The sequence below is a fragment of the Pseudomonas sp. G.S.17 genome (assembly GCF_038096165.1).
Classification (GTDB): domain Bacteria; phylum Pseudomonadota; class Gammaproteobacteria; order Pseudomonadales; family Pseudomonadaceae; genus Aquipseudomonas.
In genome coordinates, this window is the sequence record NZ_CP151076.1 from 3,414,970 (window position 1) to 3,433,006 (window position 18,037).

16 protein-coding genes, 1 tRNA gene and 7 pseudogenes are annotated in these 18,037 nt (G+C 56.7%); 10 read left to right on the forward strand and 14 right to left on the reverse strand.

What is annotated here, in order from left to right; genetic code table 11:
• Window positions 1-146 precede the first annotated feature (146 nt).
• From AABC73_RS16100 to AABC73_RS16110, 3 genes are all read right to left on the reverse strand, one after another.
• Complete coding sequence (locus AABC73_RS16100; RefSeq protein ID WP_341520039.1) at window positions 147-1,031, reverse strand: DMT family transporter; 885 nt, start codon at window positions 1,029-1,031, stop codon at window positions 147-149.
• Window positions 1,032-1,242: 211 nt separating this feature from the next.
• On the reverse strand, window positions 1,243-1,872 hold the full coding sequence (locus tag AABC73_RS16105) for a biliverdin-producing heme oxygenase (protein WP_341520040.1): 630 nt from the start codon (window positions 1,870-1,872) through the stop codon (window positions 1,243-1,245).
• A gap of 87 nt (window positions 1,873-1,959) precedes the next feature.
• Entirely contained in the window at window positions 1,960-3,585 is a 1,626-nt protein-coding gene (locus tag AABC73_RS16110) for an NADP-dependent glyceraldehyde-3-phosphate dehydrogenase (protein ID WP_341520041.1), read from the reverse strand.
• A 162-nt stretch (window positions 3,586-3,747) separates the two neighbouring features.
• Between AABC73_RS16110 and AABC73_RS16115 the strand changes: the two genes are divergently transcribed.
• The 7 genes and pseudogenes from AABC73_RS16115 (at window position 3,748) to AABC73_RS16145 (ending at window position 6,376) form a co-directional block, all read left to right on the forward strand.
• Window positions 3,748-3,823 (forward strand) — tRNA-Asn (locus tag AABC73_RS16115).
• A 166-nt stretch (window positions 3,824-3,989) separates the two neighbouring features.
• A pseudogene (locus tag AABC73_RS16120) lies at window positions 3,990-4,154 on the forward strand (ParA family protein); the annotation flags it as partial.
• 124 nt (window positions 4,155-4,278) lie between these two features.
• Window positions 4,279-4,413 (forward strand): annotated as a pseudogene (locus tag AABC73_RS16125) (DnaB-like helicase C-terminal domain-containing protein); the annotation flags it as partial.
• A gap of 23 nt (window positions 4,414-4,436) precedes the next feature.
• Window positions 4,437-4,706 (forward strand): annotated as a pseudogene (locus AABC73_RS16130) (helix-turn-helix transcriptional regulator); the annotation flags it as partial.
• 122 nt (window positions 4,707-4,828) lie between these two features.
• Window positions 4,829-5,023: a hypothetical protein gene (locus AABC73_RS16135; protein ID WP_341520042.1), complete on the forward strand. Its 195-nt coding sequence runs from the start codon at window positions 4,829-4,831 to the stop codon at window positions 5,021-5,023.
• Window positions 5,024-5,251: 228 nt separating this feature from the next.
• On the forward strand, window positions 5,252-5,401 hold the full coding sequence (locus AABC73_RS16140; protein WP_341524255.1) for a DUF4174 domain-containing protein: 150 nt from the start codon (window positions 5,252-5,254) through the stop codon (window positions 5,399-5,401).
• 84 nt (window positions 5,402-5,485) lie between these two features.
• Entirely contained in the window at window positions 5,486-6,376 is an 891-nt protein-coding gene (locus tag AABC73_RS16145; RefSeq protein WP_341520043.1) for a serine hydrolase domain-containing protein, read from the forward strand.
• 110 nt (window positions 6,377-6,486) lie between these two features.
• Here the strand turns inward: AABC73_RS16145 and AABC73_RS16150 are convergent.
• Together AABC73_RS16150 and AABC73_RS16155 are read right to left on the reverse strand one after the other, a co-directional pair.
• Window positions 6,487-6,666: pseudogene (locus AABC73_RS16150) on the reverse strand (cation:dicarboxylase symporter family transporter); the annotation flags it as partial.
• A 25-nt stretch (window positions 6,667-6,691) separates the two neighbouring features.
• Entirely contained in the window at window positions 6,692-6,898 is a 207-nt protein-coding gene (locus AABC73_RS16155) for a hypothetical protein (protein ID WP_341520044.1), read from the reverse strand.
• 217 nt (window positions 6,899-7,115) lie between these two features.
• On the opposite strand from AABC73_RS16155, the gene msrA reads away from it, so the two are divergent.
• Both msrA and AABC73_RS16165 read left to right on the forward strand, forming a co-directional pair.
• A complete protein-coding gene (msrA, locus tag AABC73_RS16160) occupies window positions 7,116-7,622 on the forward strand; it encodes a peptide-methionine (S)-S-oxide reductase MsrA (RefSeq protein ID WP_341520045.1) in 507 nt (168 codons plus the stop codon).
• A 187-nt stretch (window positions 7,623-7,809) separates the two neighbouring features.
• A complete protein-coding gene (locus AABC73_RS16165; protein WP_341520046.1) occupies window positions 7,810-8,277 on the forward strand; it encodes a DUF1203 domain-containing protein in 468 nt (155 codons plus the stop codon).
• Between the two features lie 530 nt (window positions 8,278-8,807).
• Here the strand turns inward: AABC73_RS16165 and AABC73_RS16170 are convergent.
• The 6 genes and pseudogenes from AABC73_RS16170 to AABC73_RS16195 all read right to left on the reverse strand — a co-directional run.
• On the reverse strand, window positions 8,808-9,278 hold the full coding sequence (locus AABC73_RS16170; protein ID WP_341520047.1) for a nuclear transport factor 2 family protein: 471 nt from the start codon (window positions 9,276-9,278) through the stop codon (window positions 8,808-8,810).
• Between the two features lie 63 nt (window positions 9,279-9,341).
• The gene (locus AABC73_RS16175) at window positions 9,342-9,962 is read right to left on the reverse strand and encodes an NAD(P)-binding domain-containing protein (RefSeq protein ID WP_341520048.1); all 621 of its coding nucleotides are present in this window, start codon (window positions 9,960-9,962) and stop codon (window positions 9,342-9,344) included.
• A gap of 184 nt (window positions 9,963-10,146) precedes the next feature.
• Window positions 10,147-11,112: an SDR family oxidoreductase gene (locus AABC73_RS16180; RefSeq protein ID WP_341520049.1), complete on the reverse strand. Its 966-nt coding sequence runs from the start codon at window positions 11,110-11,112 to the stop codon at window positions 10,147-10,149.
• Between the two features lie 49 nt (window positions 11,113-11,161).
• Window positions 11,162-11,797 carry an NADPH-dependent F420 reductase gene (locus AABC73_RS16185; protein ID WP_341520050.1) on the reverse strand — a complete coding sequence of 212 codons (636 nt, stop codon included), beginning with the start codon at window positions 11,795-11,797 and terminating at the stop codon, window positions 11,162-11,164.
• A gap of 254 nt (window positions 11,798-12,051) precedes the next feature.
• Window positions 12,052-12,279, reverse strand: a pseudogene (locus tag AABC73_RS16190) (hypothetical protein); the annotation flags it as partial.
• Between the two features lie 99 nt (window positions 12,280-12,378).
• Window positions 12,379-12,759, reverse strand: a pseudogene (locus tag AABC73_RS16195) (phytanoyl-CoA dioxygenase family protein); the annotation flags it as partial.
• 32 nt (window positions 12,760-12,791) lie between these two features.
• Between AABC73_RS16195 and AABC73_RS16200 the strand changes: the two are divergent.
• Window positions 12,792-13,058: pseudogene (locus AABC73_RS16200) on the forward strand (LysR substrate-binding domain-containing protein); the annotation flags it as partial.
• A 75-nt stretch (window positions 13,059-13,133) separates the two neighbouring features.
• On the opposite strand, the gene AABC73_RS16205 reads toward AABC73_RS16200, so the two are convergent.
• From AABC73_RS16205 to AABC73_RS16215, 3 genes are all read right to left on the reverse strand, one after another.
• Window positions 13,134-16,220, reverse strand: coding sequence for an efflux RND transporter permease subunit (locus tag AABC73_RS16205; RefSeq protein WP_341520051.1), 3,087 nt, complete (start codon window positions 16,218-16,220; stop codon window positions 13,134-13,136).
• Complete coding sequence (locus AABC73_RS16210; RefSeq protein ID WP_341520052.1) at window positions 16,217-17,323, reverse strand: efflux RND transporter periplasmic adaptor subunit; 1,107 nt, start codon at window positions 17,321-17,323, stop codon at window positions 16,217-16,219. Before AABC73_RS16210 ends, AABC73_RS16205 begins: the two co-directional genes overlap by 4 nt.
• A 76-nt stretch (window positions 17,324-17,399) precedes the next feature.
• The gene (locus AABC73_RS16215) at window positions 17,400-18,014 is read right to left on the reverse strand and encodes a TetR/AcrR family transcriptional regulator (RefSeq protein WP_341520053.1); all 615 of its coding nucleotides are present in this window, start codon (window positions 18,012-18,014) and stop codon (window positions 17,400-17,402) included.
• Between the last annotated feature and the right edge of the window lie 23 nt (window positions 18,015-18,037).

Below are 18,037 nucleotides of genomic sequence, written 5' to 3' on the forward strand. Positions count from 1 at the left end.
GCGTGCAAAAAGAAAGCAGAAGACCGCGCCGGGCAACCATTACAAACCAGCCAATTGACCGACGCGGTAAAAAGGTGAACACATGGTAAACCTGTCTGAAGACATCAGGGGCCAGCGATCGCGCGCCGATGCCAAAGCTGAGCGAATCAGCCTTTTCTGCGTTGCTGCCAGGCGGCGGCCAGACCGCTAAGGCAAATGACAGTAATACCGAACTGCGCGGTCAGCGATGGAGCGTGGTCGAAGACCAGATAGCCCAGCAGACCTGCGAACACAATCTGGCAGTAGCTGAACGGAGCCAGCATCGCGGGGGCTGCAAAGCGGTAAGCCTGGGTCAACAGCAAGTGCGCGACCATGCCGCATGTTCCCAGCGCCAGCATCAACGGCAGATGCTTGAGCTCTGGCGTCTTCCAGAAAACAGGCACCAATGCCGACATCACAAGGGTATTGAACAGGCCGGCGAAAAAGTTACTGGTCGTCGGGCTGTCATGAGCGCTGACCATGCGAGTCAACAGCTGATAGAAAGCGAAACACAACGCCGAACACAGTGGCAGAAGGCTGGCTGGCGTAAACAGCTCGCCACCTGGATGGACGATGATCAGCACGCCGGCAAAACCGACCAGTACGGCCGCCCACTGCTTGCGCGTCACGTGCTCGCCCAGCAATGGCACCGACAGCGCAGTGATGAGCAAGGGGGCCAGAAAGTTAACGGCCGTCGCTTCGGCCAGTGGTATGTACATCAGGCCGGTGGTGAAAAACAGGCTGGTGCCCAGCAGACACAACGCACGCATCACTTGCAGTTTCAGCCGTTTGGTTCGCAAGACCCGCAAGCCAGCCGAAGGCATGAAAATGCAGGCCATCAGCAAGGTGTGCACGACGTAACGCACCCAGACCACCATGACGATGGGATAGAAACCCGACAGGTATTTGGACAGCGTGTCATGCGTAGAGAAGAGAAGAGTCGCCAGAACAATAAGGGCGATACCCTTGAGTGGCTGATTGACGCCGGATAAGGGCGTGCTGGCAGTGCTCATCGAGTTTCCTTGGCGAGGCAGAAAACAGGCACTTGACTGGATGCCAATACGGCAATGTGCCCGCCGTCCCTGAGTGATGGATAGCGCAAGAATATACAAGCGTCTGCAGTAATCCAAACAAAGCCGAAGAATTCAGGAATATTTATGACCGAGCGGTCCCGCAACGACGCCCAGGTCCACAGCCAGGCGAAGACTTCGTCCGCATCGGCAATTACCGTAGAACCTGTGAGCGCTCCAACCAACGTTCAAAACTTGTAAAGGTCAGTAGCGCAGACTGGACAATCTGGTCCCGCTGAATGGGGTCATCAACGCCCGAAAGCAGGGCAAGAAAACTCCTCCACATCGGCCCTGCGGCGCTCCCATAAACATTGAGGAATGCACCACCACTGTCGCTCTCAATCGATAACTTGGCCTTTACGATCCGGCTCAATACCTGGCCACCAAGCGTCGCACCTTCCATCACATACATGACACCCAGCGCTTGCAGCCGGTTGTTGAGCGGGGGCAGTTCATGGCATAGCTCAAGCGCAGCAATTTGTTCCGGAGTGAGCCCCAGCACTTCAAGATCCTGGGCTAGCGCCGCTGCTTTATGTCGACCGATAAGGCTCGAGGTATCGAGATCAGAAACCTGATCGAGTTGTCGCTCAAGGGCAAAATAAAAGCCGTAATAGGCTTCCAACAGGCGCCGATAATCACCTCTGTCCAGGTCATCAGAAACAAATGGCAGTCTTTTCTCGAGGGATTGATGGGGCGCGGCGGTGGCATCGCGCAGTTCCTGATGAACCACAGAGACAGTCATCTTCCCAGGATTCAACGCTGTTTGAGGGTGTGTTTCAACCAAGGTCTTTCAAGTCCGGCAAAGTGTAAGTATTGGTTCACCAATGGACATCGACGCCAAATTGCGACGCCGATATCCAGGAGCCATCTTTCAGAAAATGTAATCGGTGGTTAAGAAACTCGACTCGCGGTTTCTTATGATGTCACTGATCAGCGCCTTGTTACCATCCTGGAATTTGGTTGCAACAAGGGTTCGAATCGAGAATACCCGCAGGGCATCATGCACAGACAACGTTCCCTCCGCCGAGTTTTTCCGGCCGTTAAACGGAAACTGATCAGGACCGCGCTGACACTGCGCATTGATATTGATGCGACCGACCTGATTGGCAAATGCATCGACCAGACGACCGACCTGGGCAGAGTCTGTACCGAAGATACTCAGCTGCTGGCCGAAGTCGGAATCCAGGACGTAGTCGATCACTTTTTCCAGATCGCTGTACACCACAACAGGCACCACCGGCCCGAATTGCTCCTCGTGATAAACCCGCATCTGAGCATTTACCGGATACAACAGCGCAGGGTAAAAAAAAGTTTCGCGGATTTCACCGCCGCCGGGATTGACTATTTGCGCGCCTTTTTCCAGCGCATCATCAACCAGCCCCTTGAGGTATTCGGTTTTCCCCGGCTCAGGTAAAGGCGTCAGCGATACGCCCGGATCCCATGGCATCCCGGGTTTCAACTGGGCGAGCTTGTCGGTGAATTTCTGCAGAAAACTGTCAACCACGTTTTCGTGAACAAACAGAATTTTCAATGCGGTACAGCGCTGCCCGTTGAATGACAAAGAACCGGTAACACACTCGCTGACCGCATTATCCAGATCGACATCCGGCAAAACGATGCCCGGATTCTTCGCGTCCAGACCCAGTGCGGCACGCAGGCGATGCGGCTTGGGGTGCAGCTTTTTCAGGTCACTGGCGGCCTTGTTGGTGCCGATAAACGCAAAGACGTCGATCTTGCCGCTGGCCATCAAGGCACTGACCGTTTCCCGGCCACTGCCGTAGATCACGTTGATCACACCTGCGGGAAAACTGTCACGGAACGCCTCAAGCAGCGGGCGAATCAACAACACCCCAAATTTCGCCGGTTTGAACACCACGGTATTACCCATGATCAATGCAGGGATCAGCGTGGTGAAGGTCTCGTTCAGCGGATAGTTGTAAGGGCCCATGCACAGTGTGACGCCCAACGGCACGCGCCGGATCTGGCCCAGCGTGTCTTGCTCGAGCTCAAAACGGCTCGAACGCCGGTCCAGCTCTTTTAATGCGTTGATGGTGTCGGTGATGTAGTCGCAAGTCCGATCGAACTCCTTTTCCGAATCCTTGAGATTCTTGCCAATCTCCCACATCAACAACTTGACCACGGCCTCACGCTGCTCTCGCATAAGTTTGAGGAAGGCCTCGACGTGGCGGATTCGATCCACGACCCGCATCGTCGGCCAACTGCCCTGCCCCCGGTCATAAGCCTGAACGGCGGCGTCCAATGCCGTCATCGCAGTTGCGGCATCCATCAATGGTGTGCTGCCGAGAATCACCGAGCGGATGCCTTCCGGAGCCGTCAGGCAAATCGGGCTGCGCACCGGAGCCAACGGCCCCGGCCACAAATGCAAAGCCCCGCCGACCAGGTATTCGCGCTGCTCGATGGCGTTGCCTGGACGATACTGCTCCGGAATGTCCTCCAGCGCGGGGAATAATGTTTCAAGTTGGCTGTTAACAGTCACTTCCTTGCACCTCTCGTGAAATTGGCAACAAACACGTTCCCGGCCACCTTACGCCAAACCCTTGCCTCGAACGAACCCTCTGCGCAGACTGCCCGTCGGCAACCGAAAATATTTTTCGGGCTTGCTTGACTTCTCCAATCCAATCAGTAACATAGCGCTCATTCCGCGATAGCTCAGTTGGTAGAGCAAGTGACTGTTAATCACTGGGTCCCTGGTTCGAGTCCAGGTCGTGGAGCCATATTTGATTCAAGGGCTTAGGTAGGCTTGTAGGAATTTTCGTCAGTTGTGATGCTTTGGGTATCAAATCTTACGAAACCTGAAATCTACCCTCCCCCCTGAATAGCCGAGTACTTTGTCGCGCCGCAGCACGCTGTCTCTAATCATTCGATTTAGAGGCAAGCATCATGAAAATCGCAACAATCCTGTCGACCAAAGGCGGACCTGGTAAAACCACGGTCACTGCCAATCTTGGCGCGTTCTGCGCCGATGCCAATATCCGCACTCTGCTCATTGATCTCGATACACAACCCTCGTTGTCCTCGTTTTATCGCCTTGAGCACGAAGCGCCGTACCGATCATCCGCAGATCAATCTTCTCGACACCCCATCCCCGGCGCCGTTAGTTTTCGCCGAGCGGCTACTATCACCAACACCCGCATCACATTGAAGACGGCGGGGAGCGCCGCTTGTGCGGTTGGCGGTACTCCAGTCTGTCGCCAAGGAGTGCAATTGCCCGGTCATAGCTCTGTCACAACTCAATCGCTCGCGGGAGAACCGGCCCAACAAACGCCCGCACTCCGGTAACTTGCACGAGTCCGGCACGCTGGAGCTGCGCTGGTACTCGTTCCGATGCTTGGCGGGCCGCTGGGTGTAAAAGCGATGGAGCAGTTGCTCGGATTATCCGAGAGCTATTTCATCCGCGCATTCAAGACCGCCACCGGCAAAAGCCCCCACGCTTACCTGATCGACCGACGCCTCGCCAAGGCCCGTACTCTGATGCGCGACTCGAGCGCTGGCCTATCGGACATCGCCCTCACTTGCGGCTTCAACTCCCAGGCGCACATGACGACCGTTTTCAGGCAGCGTCTGGGTGTCAGTCCCGGACAGTTACGCCGAGGTTAGAGGCTCCGATCGCGGCAATTTATCGCCCGCATTTGACGCTTGGTGGCTGGCAGAAATCGGCCATTAACCCTGCAAATGCGAAAGATTTGGCATACTTTGAGAACAGTCTCAGGAGAGAACTTATGAGCGCTATGGATATGCCTGAGGGGCAAGTGGTAACAGGCTACATAACCTTTGTCGGGAGCGAGGCATCGCTGGCCGGACCGCTGTTCATGAGCTTCAGCTATACCGCCAACGGGCAGCGGTTTCATAAGTCTCTCAACGAAACCGTCGACGCTTGGTCACCTGCAACTCTGCATAAAGCTTCGTACGGGTAGGAGACCCGGTGCCGGTCTGGTGCTCTCTCACCGCCCCCGAAGTGTGCTGCATCGGCGAAAAACCAGCCGAGAAACCAGCACTTTTGCGGTTGATGGAGGCGCTGGGAGCGGTAGGGCATTTATGAAATTGATCCACGCCTTGCGCGTTGAAGTCTGACGGTGGCTACGTTTTGACATATTCGCTGCTCAGCCGTGCTGGGCATCCGATGCCCGAACCTCTAGCCGCTACTGAGCGCACTTGGCGTAAAACCTGATGGCCCGACCCGTCTGCTCCTGGTGGGTAAGGACGGCGGCACAAAGGTTGACCAACACGCGCCGTTGGACGCCCGCGCAATCTTCGCCACCATTGACAAAATACCGATGCGCCAAAAACCCTAGCCTGGCGTTCCCTCAATCTCTCTGGAAAGGATATATGGGATATCTTGCCGAGCTGTCGATCCATTCAATACTCCAGGGAATTCAATGCTTAGTTCACTTGTATCAAACGGTCAGTCACCTACGACCGACCGATCAGAACCGATGGTGCCATGGTGGAGCTTTACCAAGACAGTCCTGGCCGTGACCGCCCTGTCACTGGTGCGTGATGGACGGGTCGAATTGGATGCCCCTATTTCTGGTCAACCTTTCACGTTGCGCCAGTTACTGCGGCACGAAGCAGGTCTCGGCGATTATGGCGAACTGGCGGAGTATCACGCCGCAGTTGCTGGCAATGAGTCCGCCTGGTCAGAAAGTGAAATGATGCAACGCCTTGATGGTGCTCGACTTCGATACAGCCCCGGAACCAGTTGGCGCTACTCCAATGTGGGTTACTTGCTCATAGGGAGGCTAATTGAAAGGGTGACTGATCTGACGCTTGAAGAAGCAGTGACTCAACGTGCACTAACCCCTTTAGGCCTGTCGAACGTTTGCTTCGCTAAAACCCGAGCAGACTTACAACAGACCCACCTCGAAAATACATATGACCCCGCCTGGGTCTATCACGGCTTGCTGATCGGCCCGATTTCGCAAGCGGCGCTATTTCTGGATCGACTGCTCAGCGGAAACCTTCTCCCTGCGGGTTTGCTCCAGCAAATGCAGACAGCACGAAAATTGGGTGGCCCGATTCCCGGACGCCCGTGGATTACACCTGGATATGGCCTTGGTGTGATGCAAGGTCGGATTGAATGCAGCTTGTCCCTATGCGGACACACAGGCTGCGGACCTGGCAGTGTCATTGCCGTATACCGTGCCTGCGACGGCGACGCATCAGCTTGTTGCGCTGCTTTCGAGGCAGGCGCCAGTGAAGGCGCTGTCGAAGCCTTCGTTGTTCGACAACTGCAACAAGCCTTGCGACAAGAGGTTTGGGGCGCCTGAGTACTTACCGCGCCCGCCTCCTGATGGGGCAATCAACGTGAGCATACTTGCCAGCTATTCGTCGCAGTATCATTGCACTGGCCTGGTCGGCGCGGGGGAAGCGCTTTCGGGGCAATGGTGTAATAGATCGCCTGGCCGTCAGGATTGAAGGTCAAACCGGAGGGAATAATCATCCCGGCAACCGGCTTGGAGACACCGGCTTTTTCCATCTTGGAAATCATCTGCGGCAGCACCGATTCAGACGAACAGGTGCCCAGCACCGTAAACAGTTCTTCCTTGATGACGCGCAATAATTGGTTATGGCTCCACAAAAATTTAACACTGGATGGCGGGGAAGCTCCTGCCGATCACTCCGATCGGCATTGATCGACGCGCATTGAGCCCTACGCGCAGGTAGCCGACCAATGCCAGTTGTGCGGCATTGAGGGTCGCACCCGTGCTGAGCAACGCCATCTCGGAGGGCGGCACCGCCGGCATCTCCCGACAGATGACATGCTGCGGCAACACTGCTGAAGCGGGCAAAAGGGAAATCCCAATGCGCCAGCTGCGCGTCAGCGGTAATCGGTTTGAAGAGTAGAACAGGATCCGCAGGCCAACGCCTTGATGGGCATGATGTAACGATTGAATCAAGCGGACGAAATAGAAAACTCGAGGAAGATGACAAACCCTCCTTGGAATCACGCAGCGCGCCCTCATAACAACAGCTGTATCCAACATCACCCGAGGGGAAGGACATACCATGACCAGCCAAACTGAAACCGCCATCCTCGCAGGCGGCTGCTTCTGGGGCATGCAGGACTTGCTGCGGCGTTACCCCGGCGTGCTGCACACGCGAGTCGGCTACACCGGCGGCGATGTGCCGAACGCTACTTACCACAACCACGGCAATCACGCCGAAGCCATTGAAATCGTCTTCGACCCGGCCGTCATCAGTTACCGGCAGATCCTCGAGTTCTTCTTCCAGATTCATGACCCCAGCACGCCCAACCGTCAGGGCAACGACCTTGGCCCCAGCTATCGTTCGGCGATCTACTACCTCAGCGAACAGCAACGCGATGTCGCCGAAGACACCGCCGCCGACGTCGACGCCTCTCAACTGTGGCCTGGCCGTGTGGTTACCGAAATTGAACCGGCGGGACCGTTCTGGGAAGCGGAGCCAGAGCACCAGGATTACCTGGAACGGATACCCAACGGCTACACCTGCCACTTCATCCGGCCGAACTGGAAACTGCCGAAGCGCGCCTGAGATCCGGTAGAGCCAGCATCAATGCGCAACGCTTTATGTTGTTCTTTTAACAACTGATGATTATTAATGCTTGATCGACTGACCAGCATGACGGCGTTTGTGAAAAACACTTTCGGTAGCAAGAATCGGAGCGCGAGTACCGTGCGAACACTCTTATTGTAAGGCTCAAAACCAATAGGAGCCGACCATGACCTTCCGTATATCTGGCCTTTGCCCTGAACAATTCCAGCCACTTTTTGGCTTGCCTGACCGGGAACTGGCGTCACTTGGGATAAAGCGCTACATCGTCGACAGCAAACCAGGTTTTCCTGACCGTATCGAAATGAAAGATGCAGAGCTGGGTCAGAGCGTGCTGTTACTTAATCATGTCTGCCAGCCGGCCAATACACCCTACCGTGCCTCACACGCTATTTTCATACGTGAGGGTGCCACTCGGATCTATGACGCAGTTGATCAGGTTCCTGAGGCAATGCGAATTCGCCTGTTATCCCTTCGTGCTTACGCGGAGGACGGGATGATGCTCGACGCAGATGTCGCCGAGGGAACAGCAATAGAACCGATAATCAGTAGGTTGTTTGATAATCCAGAGGTGAGCTACATCCACGTCCACAATGCCAAACGGGGCTGTTACTCAGGGCGTATTGATCGGGCATAGTCATCGTCGGCTTGGGGCCAGCGCTTCAGTGCGTTTTACAGCGCGTGACTGTTGCTTGCCATCAGGCCCCGAGACCACGCCAATCAAGGCCACTTGGGCTCAGCCTGAAACCGTGCTGATGAATTTCCGTAAGTCGGCCAGCATCAACTCAGGCTGCTCCCATGCCGCGAAATGACCACCCGATGACATTTCAGTCCAGTGCACGATGTTGAAGGTCTTCTCAATGAATGAACGAGGCGGCGGCACAAAAACCACATCGTGCCCATTGGCTACGAGCGGATCAAGAAGGTGTTCGATTGTAAGCGAACACCAAACACACCTTGTGAAACTGACCGGCGCCTCTCCTGATACAAACTCCCCCGCAACACTACCCCCGTTCCATCGGCAGTCTTCAGTCAATACGAAGATCTCCGCACGGCCCAGAAATTTCGAGCACCGTGGTCAATAGATTGGGGAGCAACTGAGGCGATCAATCAGCCATTGTCCAACTGGCCCCGGCAGTGAGTCTGTCGCGTGAACTGCGCAGATATCTATTTAACTCCCTCCTGCGGCGAACCTTCCACATCGAGCGTAGCCAGAGCGCCAGCAGCTAAGTCCTGTTCGTCCAATACGGAGGCCCGCGCCAGCGCTTGCGTATCGATATACTCCCGGATGTTCGTCAGTTTTCCATTTCGCACAGTAATGGCGAAAACCCAATCGTCCTCCCACGTCCTGTTCGTCGCTTTAATTCTCCCCCTGGCGAAGCCGACGACCAGAACCCGGTCTCCCTGCGCTACGAATTCGCGGGGCTCCATGAATGAAGTTTCCATCGTTTCGGATTGCGTCTGAAACAAATCCGCCAATCCCGCATGCCCGCGGCGGGTGCCGGCCAGCGGCCAGTCCTCGCCCGGAATGATCCACTCGATATCTTCGGCAGACAACGCCAGCAGACCTTGCATATCGCCGCGGCCGATTGCTGCAAACGCATCCTTCACAATCTGGACATTCGCTTTTACGTTCATCGAAATCTCTCCGTTTCTCTCACTTCTGATCTCGACGCTATGGACCTGACGGGTGTCGGCGATTCAGCCGATATCGACGTTCAAGGCGATGTCCCAAGTGCCGGCGCCGTTTTTGGCCAGGCCGATCATCATCAGGCCGAGCGCCTCGAGCGTCTGCGCCATGTGCAGGCCGCCGACATCCAGCGGACGCAGCCCGAGACTTTCGATGAACGTCGAGACGCGCGCCTTGGCCTCCGGATCGTCGGCGGCGATGAACGCGTCGAGGCGCCCACCCTTGGCAAGGACGTGGCCGAAAAGCGTGTTGAACGCCTTCACGACATGCGCGCCTGCGGGGGCGATCCTGGCGATCTCCTGCGCACCAGAACTGCCTGCGGGAGAGACAAGGCCCTTGAGGTCCGGGGAGGCCGTGTTGGTGATGTCGATGATCACCTTGCCATCGAGCGCGTCCCCGTAGTCGGCCACCACCGACGCCGCACCGGTGTACGGCACGGCGAGGATGACGATGTCGCCGGCTGGAGTGGCCCCGTACTTGCCTGTGATCGCTCCGGCTGCGAGCTGGTCGGCCAGCGCCTGCGCCTTGGCGGGGTCGCGGCTGACCACCTCAACGATGTATCCCGCTTTGGCGGCACGACCGGCGATCGCCGCGGCCATGCCTCCTGAACCGATGATGCTGATAGTGCTCATGTGTAATCTCCAAATGAATTCGGGTATTGCCCGCCGTCTTTGAACGGGCTTCCCCCGGTTAGTATCCCGTGTGTGCCGGGCCGCATCCGCCGCCCCTATGCCATGTTCGGGTCGAACGGATCACGGCATCGCGACGTTGCTGTTCGCCGGACTCTTTGCGACTCGGCGAACAGCCTCAGCTCACTCAGGCGGCAGGGAAGTAGTGCCCATTGTCCATATCGGCAAACAGGCCGGGCTGCACTGGTGTCCAGCCGAGCGTCTGGCGCGTGATATCGTTCGACGCCGGGGTATCCAGCGTCACCAGGTTCGCGAGGAAGCCGAAGAAACCCGGCCCCATCATTACGTCTACGGGAATGGGCACGACGGGAAGGTTCAGACGGCTGCCAACGGCCTGCGCGATCTCGCGGTACGGGATAGACCCTTCGGCAACCGCGTGCCAGCATCTGCCAGCGGGACCCTTCTCCAGCGCCAGACGGAACAGGGTAGCGAGGTCGCGGGCATGCACTGCCGCCCACCGGTTGGAGCCGTCGCCGGGGAAGCCAACGACGCCCTTTTCCTTTGCTTGCCCGATCAGGACCTGAAGGAAACCGGCCTTGTCGGTTGAGCTGTGCATGATTTCAGAAATGCGCACGACCGAAGACCGCACGCCCCGCTCTGCGAGACCGATGACGGTAAGCTCCACGATGTTACGAACCCGCAGGGAGCCCTTATATTGATCGCCAGCCGGAGAAAGAGCCGGATCATCCTCGGTCGCCGGTCGGCTCTGCAGCGGCCCAGGAACCGGCCACCCCACGTTAGTCGGCGAACCGATGCTTCCCGATACGACCAGCGGCTTTCCCGTTCCAGCCAGTGCATCACCGTAAGCAAGCATGATCTGGACTTCCGCTGCGGCAACAGCGTCGAGCCCGCCGACCGGAAGCAGGTCTTGTCTGTGCGCGACGTGGATCACACCGTCGGCGGCTGCAGCCGCCTCCTTGAGCCCGTCGAGATCATCGAGATCACCGCGACGCACCTTTGCGCCGAGCGCAGTGAGCGCCTGCGCCGCACTGTCCGACCGGGCCAAAGCGGTGACCTCGTGGCCGGCGGCGATGAGGTCGGAGATGATGTATGGACCGGAATGGCCGGTCCCGCCAGTGACGAATACGTGCATGTTGGTGTTCCTTGTAAGTGATGGGATGCGAGAAGTTCTGCGAGCGCACTCAGCCGAGAATGCTGACGCCGATTGAGAAGTTGTTGTGCTTGACGGAGTGGGCGATGAGGCCCAGCGAAAGCAGGCAGGCATGCTCCAGCGTTCGGGCCATGAGTAGCGGCCCTGTATCCATAGGACGCAGTCCGAGGCTCTCGATGAACGCCGAAACGCGTGCCTTCGCCTGTGCGTCGTCCCCGGCGATGAACACATCCAGCGGGTGACCCTCCACAGAACCGGCAGCCAGGACATGGGAGAACTGGCTGTTGAACGCCTTGACGACTTCGGCGTCGACCGGGGCGACTTTGGCGATTTCCTGTGCGCCGAAAGTGTCCTTAGGGGTCACAAAGCTTGTGAAGTCGGGGGCGACGGGGTTGGTGATGTCGACAAGAAGCTTGCCTGCCAGTGCTTCGCCGTACTGCTTCACCACGTCGAGAACAGCGGCGTAGGGAACCGCCAGAATGACAATATCCCCCGCCGGGGCGGCGCCGTACGTTCCTGTCGTCGCGCCGGCTCCCACTTGCGTGACCAGTGCCCGCGCCTTGGCGGCGTCACGGCTCATCACCTCGACGGTGTGTCCGGCCTTGGCGGCAAGGCCGCCGATCGCTGCGGCCATGCCACCTGAGCCGATGATGCTGATAGTGCTCATGTGCAGTTTCCTTACAGATATGGGGTTGATCATTCATGGACTGCCGATGCGATCCGGCGACCGTGCTCAACGTACGAGCCATGCTGACCTCTTCACTTGCAAATAGCAAGTAACTACCAGAAATTAACTTGCAATATGCAACCAATATTAAGATCTAGCCATGAAAGCAACATCAACAGAGACGTTCGGTCCCATTGCGCAGTGAACTATGGCGTGGAGATCTTCGGCGACCGGTGGGCGCTCTTGATCATTCGCGACATCGTTTTTGTGGGTAAGAAGACAATGGTGTCGATCTCACAGCCGTAACCCTCCTTGGAAATCGTCTGCAATACATCGGTAAGGAGCATGCCGCTTTCCTAATTGAGTCCGGCAAACTTCACAGGCTTGCCCGAACCACACCAGCTGGCAGCGTAAGTCGATGCGCTGCCCGTTACCAATCCCAAAGACAGCAGACAAGCCATCACGCTGTTTTTCATCTTCATCATCGGCGCTCCTATGCACTGAAATAATCAAATCAGGTTTGGGCAGATGCCAGCAAAACAGGCTCAATCAGCAGTGCAGCGGCTGCGAGCGAAAGAAGATCAGGCAGATTTATATATTGTTGGAAACCAATCTTCGCGCAGCCGTTGACCGGTCTGCATGTCATGTCCTGGAAGCGGCGGAGATGTACGCCCCGGGCGCTCCAGGTAACGAATATCATCACCTACCCAACGCTGCGAAAGCACCCGCCGCCGCTGCGCCGCCCCATTACCCCTGGCGCCGTGCACAGTACGAAAATCGAAAAACACTGCGTCGCCCGGCTGCATCTCCCACTCCAGCACCGGCATTCCTTCTTCTGCGTCAGGATCAGGGGCGTCCCGATAACCTTCGGCGCCCTTGTAAAAGTCACTCTGATCAGCCCAGTGAACCGGTCTAATCCCTTTCTCCCAACGATGGGAGCCTGGCAGCAGTCTCAACGTTGATCTGACAGAAGCACGAGCCTTTGCAGACATCTGAGAACGTAACCCGGGCTCATAGCTTCGAATTCCAACGCGGCCTGGTAGCCAACGGGTTTGGTGTAGCGCTGACCTACACCGGGCCATTTGGCGACCGAAACTACGATGGTCTACCTCTGGTCTGTCGACCCATTAAGCAGGCACTTCCTCCTCAGCGAATCGTCCTGGCCTATGACCAACGTTATCCTCTAACCCCTGCGGCCGAAGCATTCAAGGCGAAGGCCCTGGAATGGTTCTCGGAGCGGCAGACATTTTCATCAATCTAGCGCGGCCAGGCTCAAAGTTAGTGAACTTCGTTGGCAATTGCGGCAGTCAAAAACAGCCGTTACTGCTCATAAACGTTATGAGCCCTGTTTTTGCGTAATAGGCTTGCCCCCGGGACGGATCTTGAACCAGATGGAATACATGGCAGGAAGGAAGACCAAGGTCATGACGGTCCCCCCTAAGGTGCCTCCAATCAGGGTGTAAGCCAGGGTGCCCCAGAACACTGAGTGCGTTAGCGGGATGAATGCCAGGATCGCCGCCACCGCCGTGAGCAATACCGGGCGAGCTCGCTGTATAGTTGCTTCAACTACCGCATGGAACCGATCAAGCCCTTCCTTTGCGTTGTGATCGATTTGCCCGATCAGGATCAAGGTGTTGCGCATCAGAATGCCGGACAGCGCGATCAGCCCTACCAGGGCGTTGATACCGAATGGCTGGTTGAACAGAAGTAGTGTTGGCACTACGCCAATCAATCCAAGTGGCGCGGTAAGGAAAACCATCACCATCGCAGACATCGACCGTACCTGGACGATGATGATCAGCAAGGTGATTGCAATCATGATCGGAAACAGCGGCAGTAAGGCCACGGTGGCCTTTGCTGACTCCTCAATCGACCCGGCTTGCTCAATCCGATACCCATCTGGGAGGCTGTCGATGATGGACTGCAACTCGCTCATGATCTTCGAGGACACATCCGGTGGTTGCAGGTCTTCAGCAATATCTCCACGCACGGTGATTGTCGGCATGCGGTCTCGGCGCCGAAGAATGGGGTCCTCCATGCGCACACTGACCTCGCCTATCTGCGAAAGCGGAATACGCTGACCGGCAGAACCTACCAGGGTGAAGCCTTCAATTTTCGCAGGGTCGAGCCGGATATCTCCTGCTGCCCGCCCCATCACCGCTACTGAACGGATGTCTTCACGCACAGAAGTGATCGGGATACCTGAGAGCAGGAACTGTAATTGCTGGGCTACTGTGCTCGACGTCAGCCCGACTGCCTGCAATCGGTCCTGATCCAGAGAGAAATGCAGCGTGGGCATTCGTGGTCCCCAATCGCTGTTGACGGTCCGCATCATCGGACTTGCCAGCATGACGGATTCGACCCGGCCAGCGATCTCACGCAATGTGTCCGGATTTGGCCCCGTCACGCGATACGCGACAGGAAACGGTGAGTAAGGACCGAACACGAGTTGTGTAACGCGAACCCGAGCTTCAGGTGCGAGCCCCTGAGCAACAGCCTCACGAATCCGTAGCTTGAGGGCCTCGCGCGCCTTCTGACTTTCAGTCAGGACGACGATCTTCGCGAATGAGGGGTCCGGAAGCTCCGGTGCCATTGCCAGATAAAAACGCGGCGAGCCCTGGCCGATGTAAGACGTGACGATCTTTGCTGCATCCTGCTTTTGCAGCCATGCTTCGACTTTTGCTGTCGTGGTGCTGGTCTGCTCAATGGAAGTGCCATAGGGCATTTGCACTTCGATTAACACTTCCGGACGATCCGACGTCGGGAAGAATTGTTTTTTAACGAGTCCCATCCCAAGAATCGCCATTACAAATGCAGCGATGACCGCACCAGCCACCCACCATTTCCAAGCAATGACATGAGCCAGCGTTCGTCGAAAACGGTTGTAATGCGGGGTGTCATAAATAGCGGCATGCCCGCCTTCAACCGGCTTGATTTCTGGCAACATCTTCACACCCAGATAGGGCGTGAAGACCACTGCAACTACCCAGGAGGCAATCAAAGCGATACCGACAATCCAGAACATGTTGCTGGTGTACTCGCCAGCAGTCGACTGCGCAAAACCATTAGGCATGAAGCCAACAGCAGTCACTAATGTCCCGGCAAGCATTGGAGCTGCTGTGTGGCTCCAGGCGTAGGCTGATGCCTTGATACGGTCGTAGCCTTCTTCCATCTTCACCACCATCATTTCGATGGCAATGATGGCGTCGTCCACCAACAGACCCAGCGCCAGAATCAATGATCCCAGCGTAATACGGTCAAAGTTCTTGCCCGAGGCTTCCATCACCACGAAGACAATAGCCAGTGTGAGCGGCACGGCCGCGGCGACGACCACACCCACTCGCCAGCCCATACTGAGGAAGCAGACCAGCATCACAACAAGCAGCGCGACGAAGAATTTGATCATGAACTCGTCAACGGCCGAGCTGATGTTCACCGACTGATCAGTGACCTTCGAAAGCGTCATTCCCAATGGCATGCCTTGATTGATTTTGGCCGTCTCGGCATCCAGCGCTTTGCCAAGGTCCAGGCCGTTCCAACCGTCACGCATCACGAGACCCAGCAACAGCGCCGGTTCACCCTGGTTGCGGACCAGAAAAGTTGCGGGGTCTTCGTACCCGCGCTCCACTGTCGCCACGTCCGAGAGCTTCAGTGTTTTAGCCTCCACCACAATGGGCGTGTTGCGGACTTTCTCCAGCTTGTCGAGGGCGCCATCCAGACGTAGAAATACTTGAGGCCCGCTGGTTTCAATCGAGCCGGCAGGCGTCAAAACGTTCTGGTTGTTGAGCGCCGAAAATATGTCCTGAGCAGTGATACCCAGTGTCGCCAGCCGCTCATGGGAGAACGATACGAAAATACGTTCGGCTTGTTCACCGATGATATTGATCTTCTTCACGCCCGGTACATGAAGCAAACGCTGGCGCAGCGATTCAGCATCGCGCACGAGTAACCGCTGAGGCTCTCCTTTTGCCTTTAACGCAAAGAGCGCAAAAGTTACGTCCGAGAATTCATCATTGACCATCGGACCGATGACGCCCGCAGGCAAGGATTTCGCTGCATCACTAAGTTTTTTACGAGCTTGATAAAACTCTTCCTGCACCTGGGAAGGCGGTGTTTTGTCCACGAGTGAGACCATGGTGAACGCCAGGCCTGGCCGGGTGTAGGTCTCGCTACGGTCGTACCATTTCAATTCCTGCATACGTTTTTCAAGCGGCTCAGCAACCAGATCCTGCATCTCTTGCGCGGTAGCGCCAGGCCAAGCAGAAATGACGGTCATTTGCTTGACGGTGAAGGGTGGATCTTCCGCACGCCCCAGTTTGAAAAATGAAAGCGTTCCTGCCACTGCGATCAGGAAGATGAGAAACAGCGTGATAGATCGTTCGCGCACGGCCAGTGCAGACAGGTTGAAACGTCCCCCGCTCATGGTCGTTCCCCGGTGACACCGGCACCCTGCTGCACCAGTACTTCCTCACCGTCGTGAAGTAAGTGCGCCCCCAGTGCCACGACCTGCTCACCGGCGTTGAGAGCGCCACTCACCCTCGCCGAATCGTCACTCAGACCCAGCACGTGAACAGCACGCCAGGTTACTTTTGCAGGTGTACCTGCAATGACCCAAACACCCGGCCCCTGACCTGGGTCATGGATGGCGGCAATGGGTACCGCCAACGCATCCAGGACGCCTTTGCTTCCAGCGATATCGATCGTGACTGTTGAACCGAGTGGCGCGCTGACGTTTGCTCCCTCAAGCACATACCTGGCTTCGAAAGTACGCGTCAGTGGATCTGCAGCGTCAGAGAGCAGCCGCAGCGTTGCAGGGATCACGCTCGCGCCGTTTCCATACAACCTCGCCTTGGCCTGGTCACCAATGGCTGGGCGCAATGTTTCGGGTAACTGGACAATGCCCTCCCGCTGGCCAGCCTTGGCTAGCCTGACAACGGGCTGACCTGCACTTACGACCTGTCCAGGCTCTGCCAAGGTGTCAACCACTACCCCATCGGCGTCAGCCAGTAAAACTGCGTAGCCTGTTGCGTTGTGAGCAACGTTAGCCTGGGCTTGCGCAGCATTCAGCTCTGCCCTTGCCGTGTCAGCCAAGGCCTTTATCCGGTCGTATGCCGAAGCGGAGATAGCACCAACAGTCACCAGGTTGCGATTGCGGGCTTCGTCATCTGCGGTCTGCTTGGCTCGCGCGCCCGCGGCCGCAACCGCTTGCTGTTGAACCAGTGCCTGGAGACCAAGGTCAATGGGGTCCAGACGCATAAGCGGCTGACCGCGTTTGACGGTTTGGCCGGTATCAACCAAACGCTCCAGCACCTTCCCCGACACCCGAAATCCCAAGTCGCTCTGAACGCGAGCGACCACAACACCGGTGAACGAGCGTGATGTGTCATCAGCACGCGCGACAGCTGCGGTCCTTACCAAAGGAGGTTGAATACGTGGATCGCGCACGCTCGACGATTCGCCGCATGCAGTCAAAACGAAAGGCGATAAACAAAAAGCGGCAATGATTGCAGGTCTGGACCGGAGCATGGGACCCCTTACTTCAATTAAGTGAGCAGGGAACCGATTCTCCAGATAGTGACCAATTTAGTCAATAGTCACACACCTAAGGCGCTAGACTTCGCAGTATCAGAGCCGAGAGATGCACAGGAGCTGTCGACACGATGTCCAGGTTGTACTGCAACTGCACCGGGTTGATGAAAGGCCGCATTACCAGGTAAATCGCCTGAACCGCCTCGTCCAGCGGAGTCTTGCGCTCAAACTCACCCGACTCTCTGCCCTCAAGTAGAATTTGCTGGATTAACTGGCGAAGGTCTTCGTCATGCGCCGCGGCAGAAGGCCAATGATCGCGGCCTGCGACAGCTGCAATGTCATAGAGCTTTCGGTCGTGAAAAAACAAATCGCTGCCAGCTTCCACAAGCGACCGGAACAAGCGGCGCAGCTTCTCGGAAGCTGTTGGCGCATCGCGGATTGCCGAGTTCACGATGGCCATGATCATCGCAAGCCGATTCGAGCAGATGACCTCTCCAATGGCCTGCTTGGAGTCAAAGAATTTGTAGATGTAAGCCTTGGAAAAGCCGATAGCCTTGGCAAGATCGGAGACCGTGGTTTTCTCATAGCCGTAATGTCCGAAATGCTGTGTTGCCGCTTCTACAACCTGATCGCGGACGCTATGGTCGGATGGACCGCGCGATGGCGGCGTCTTGATTTGATTAGTCATATTTCCAGCTTAGCTCTGTAAAC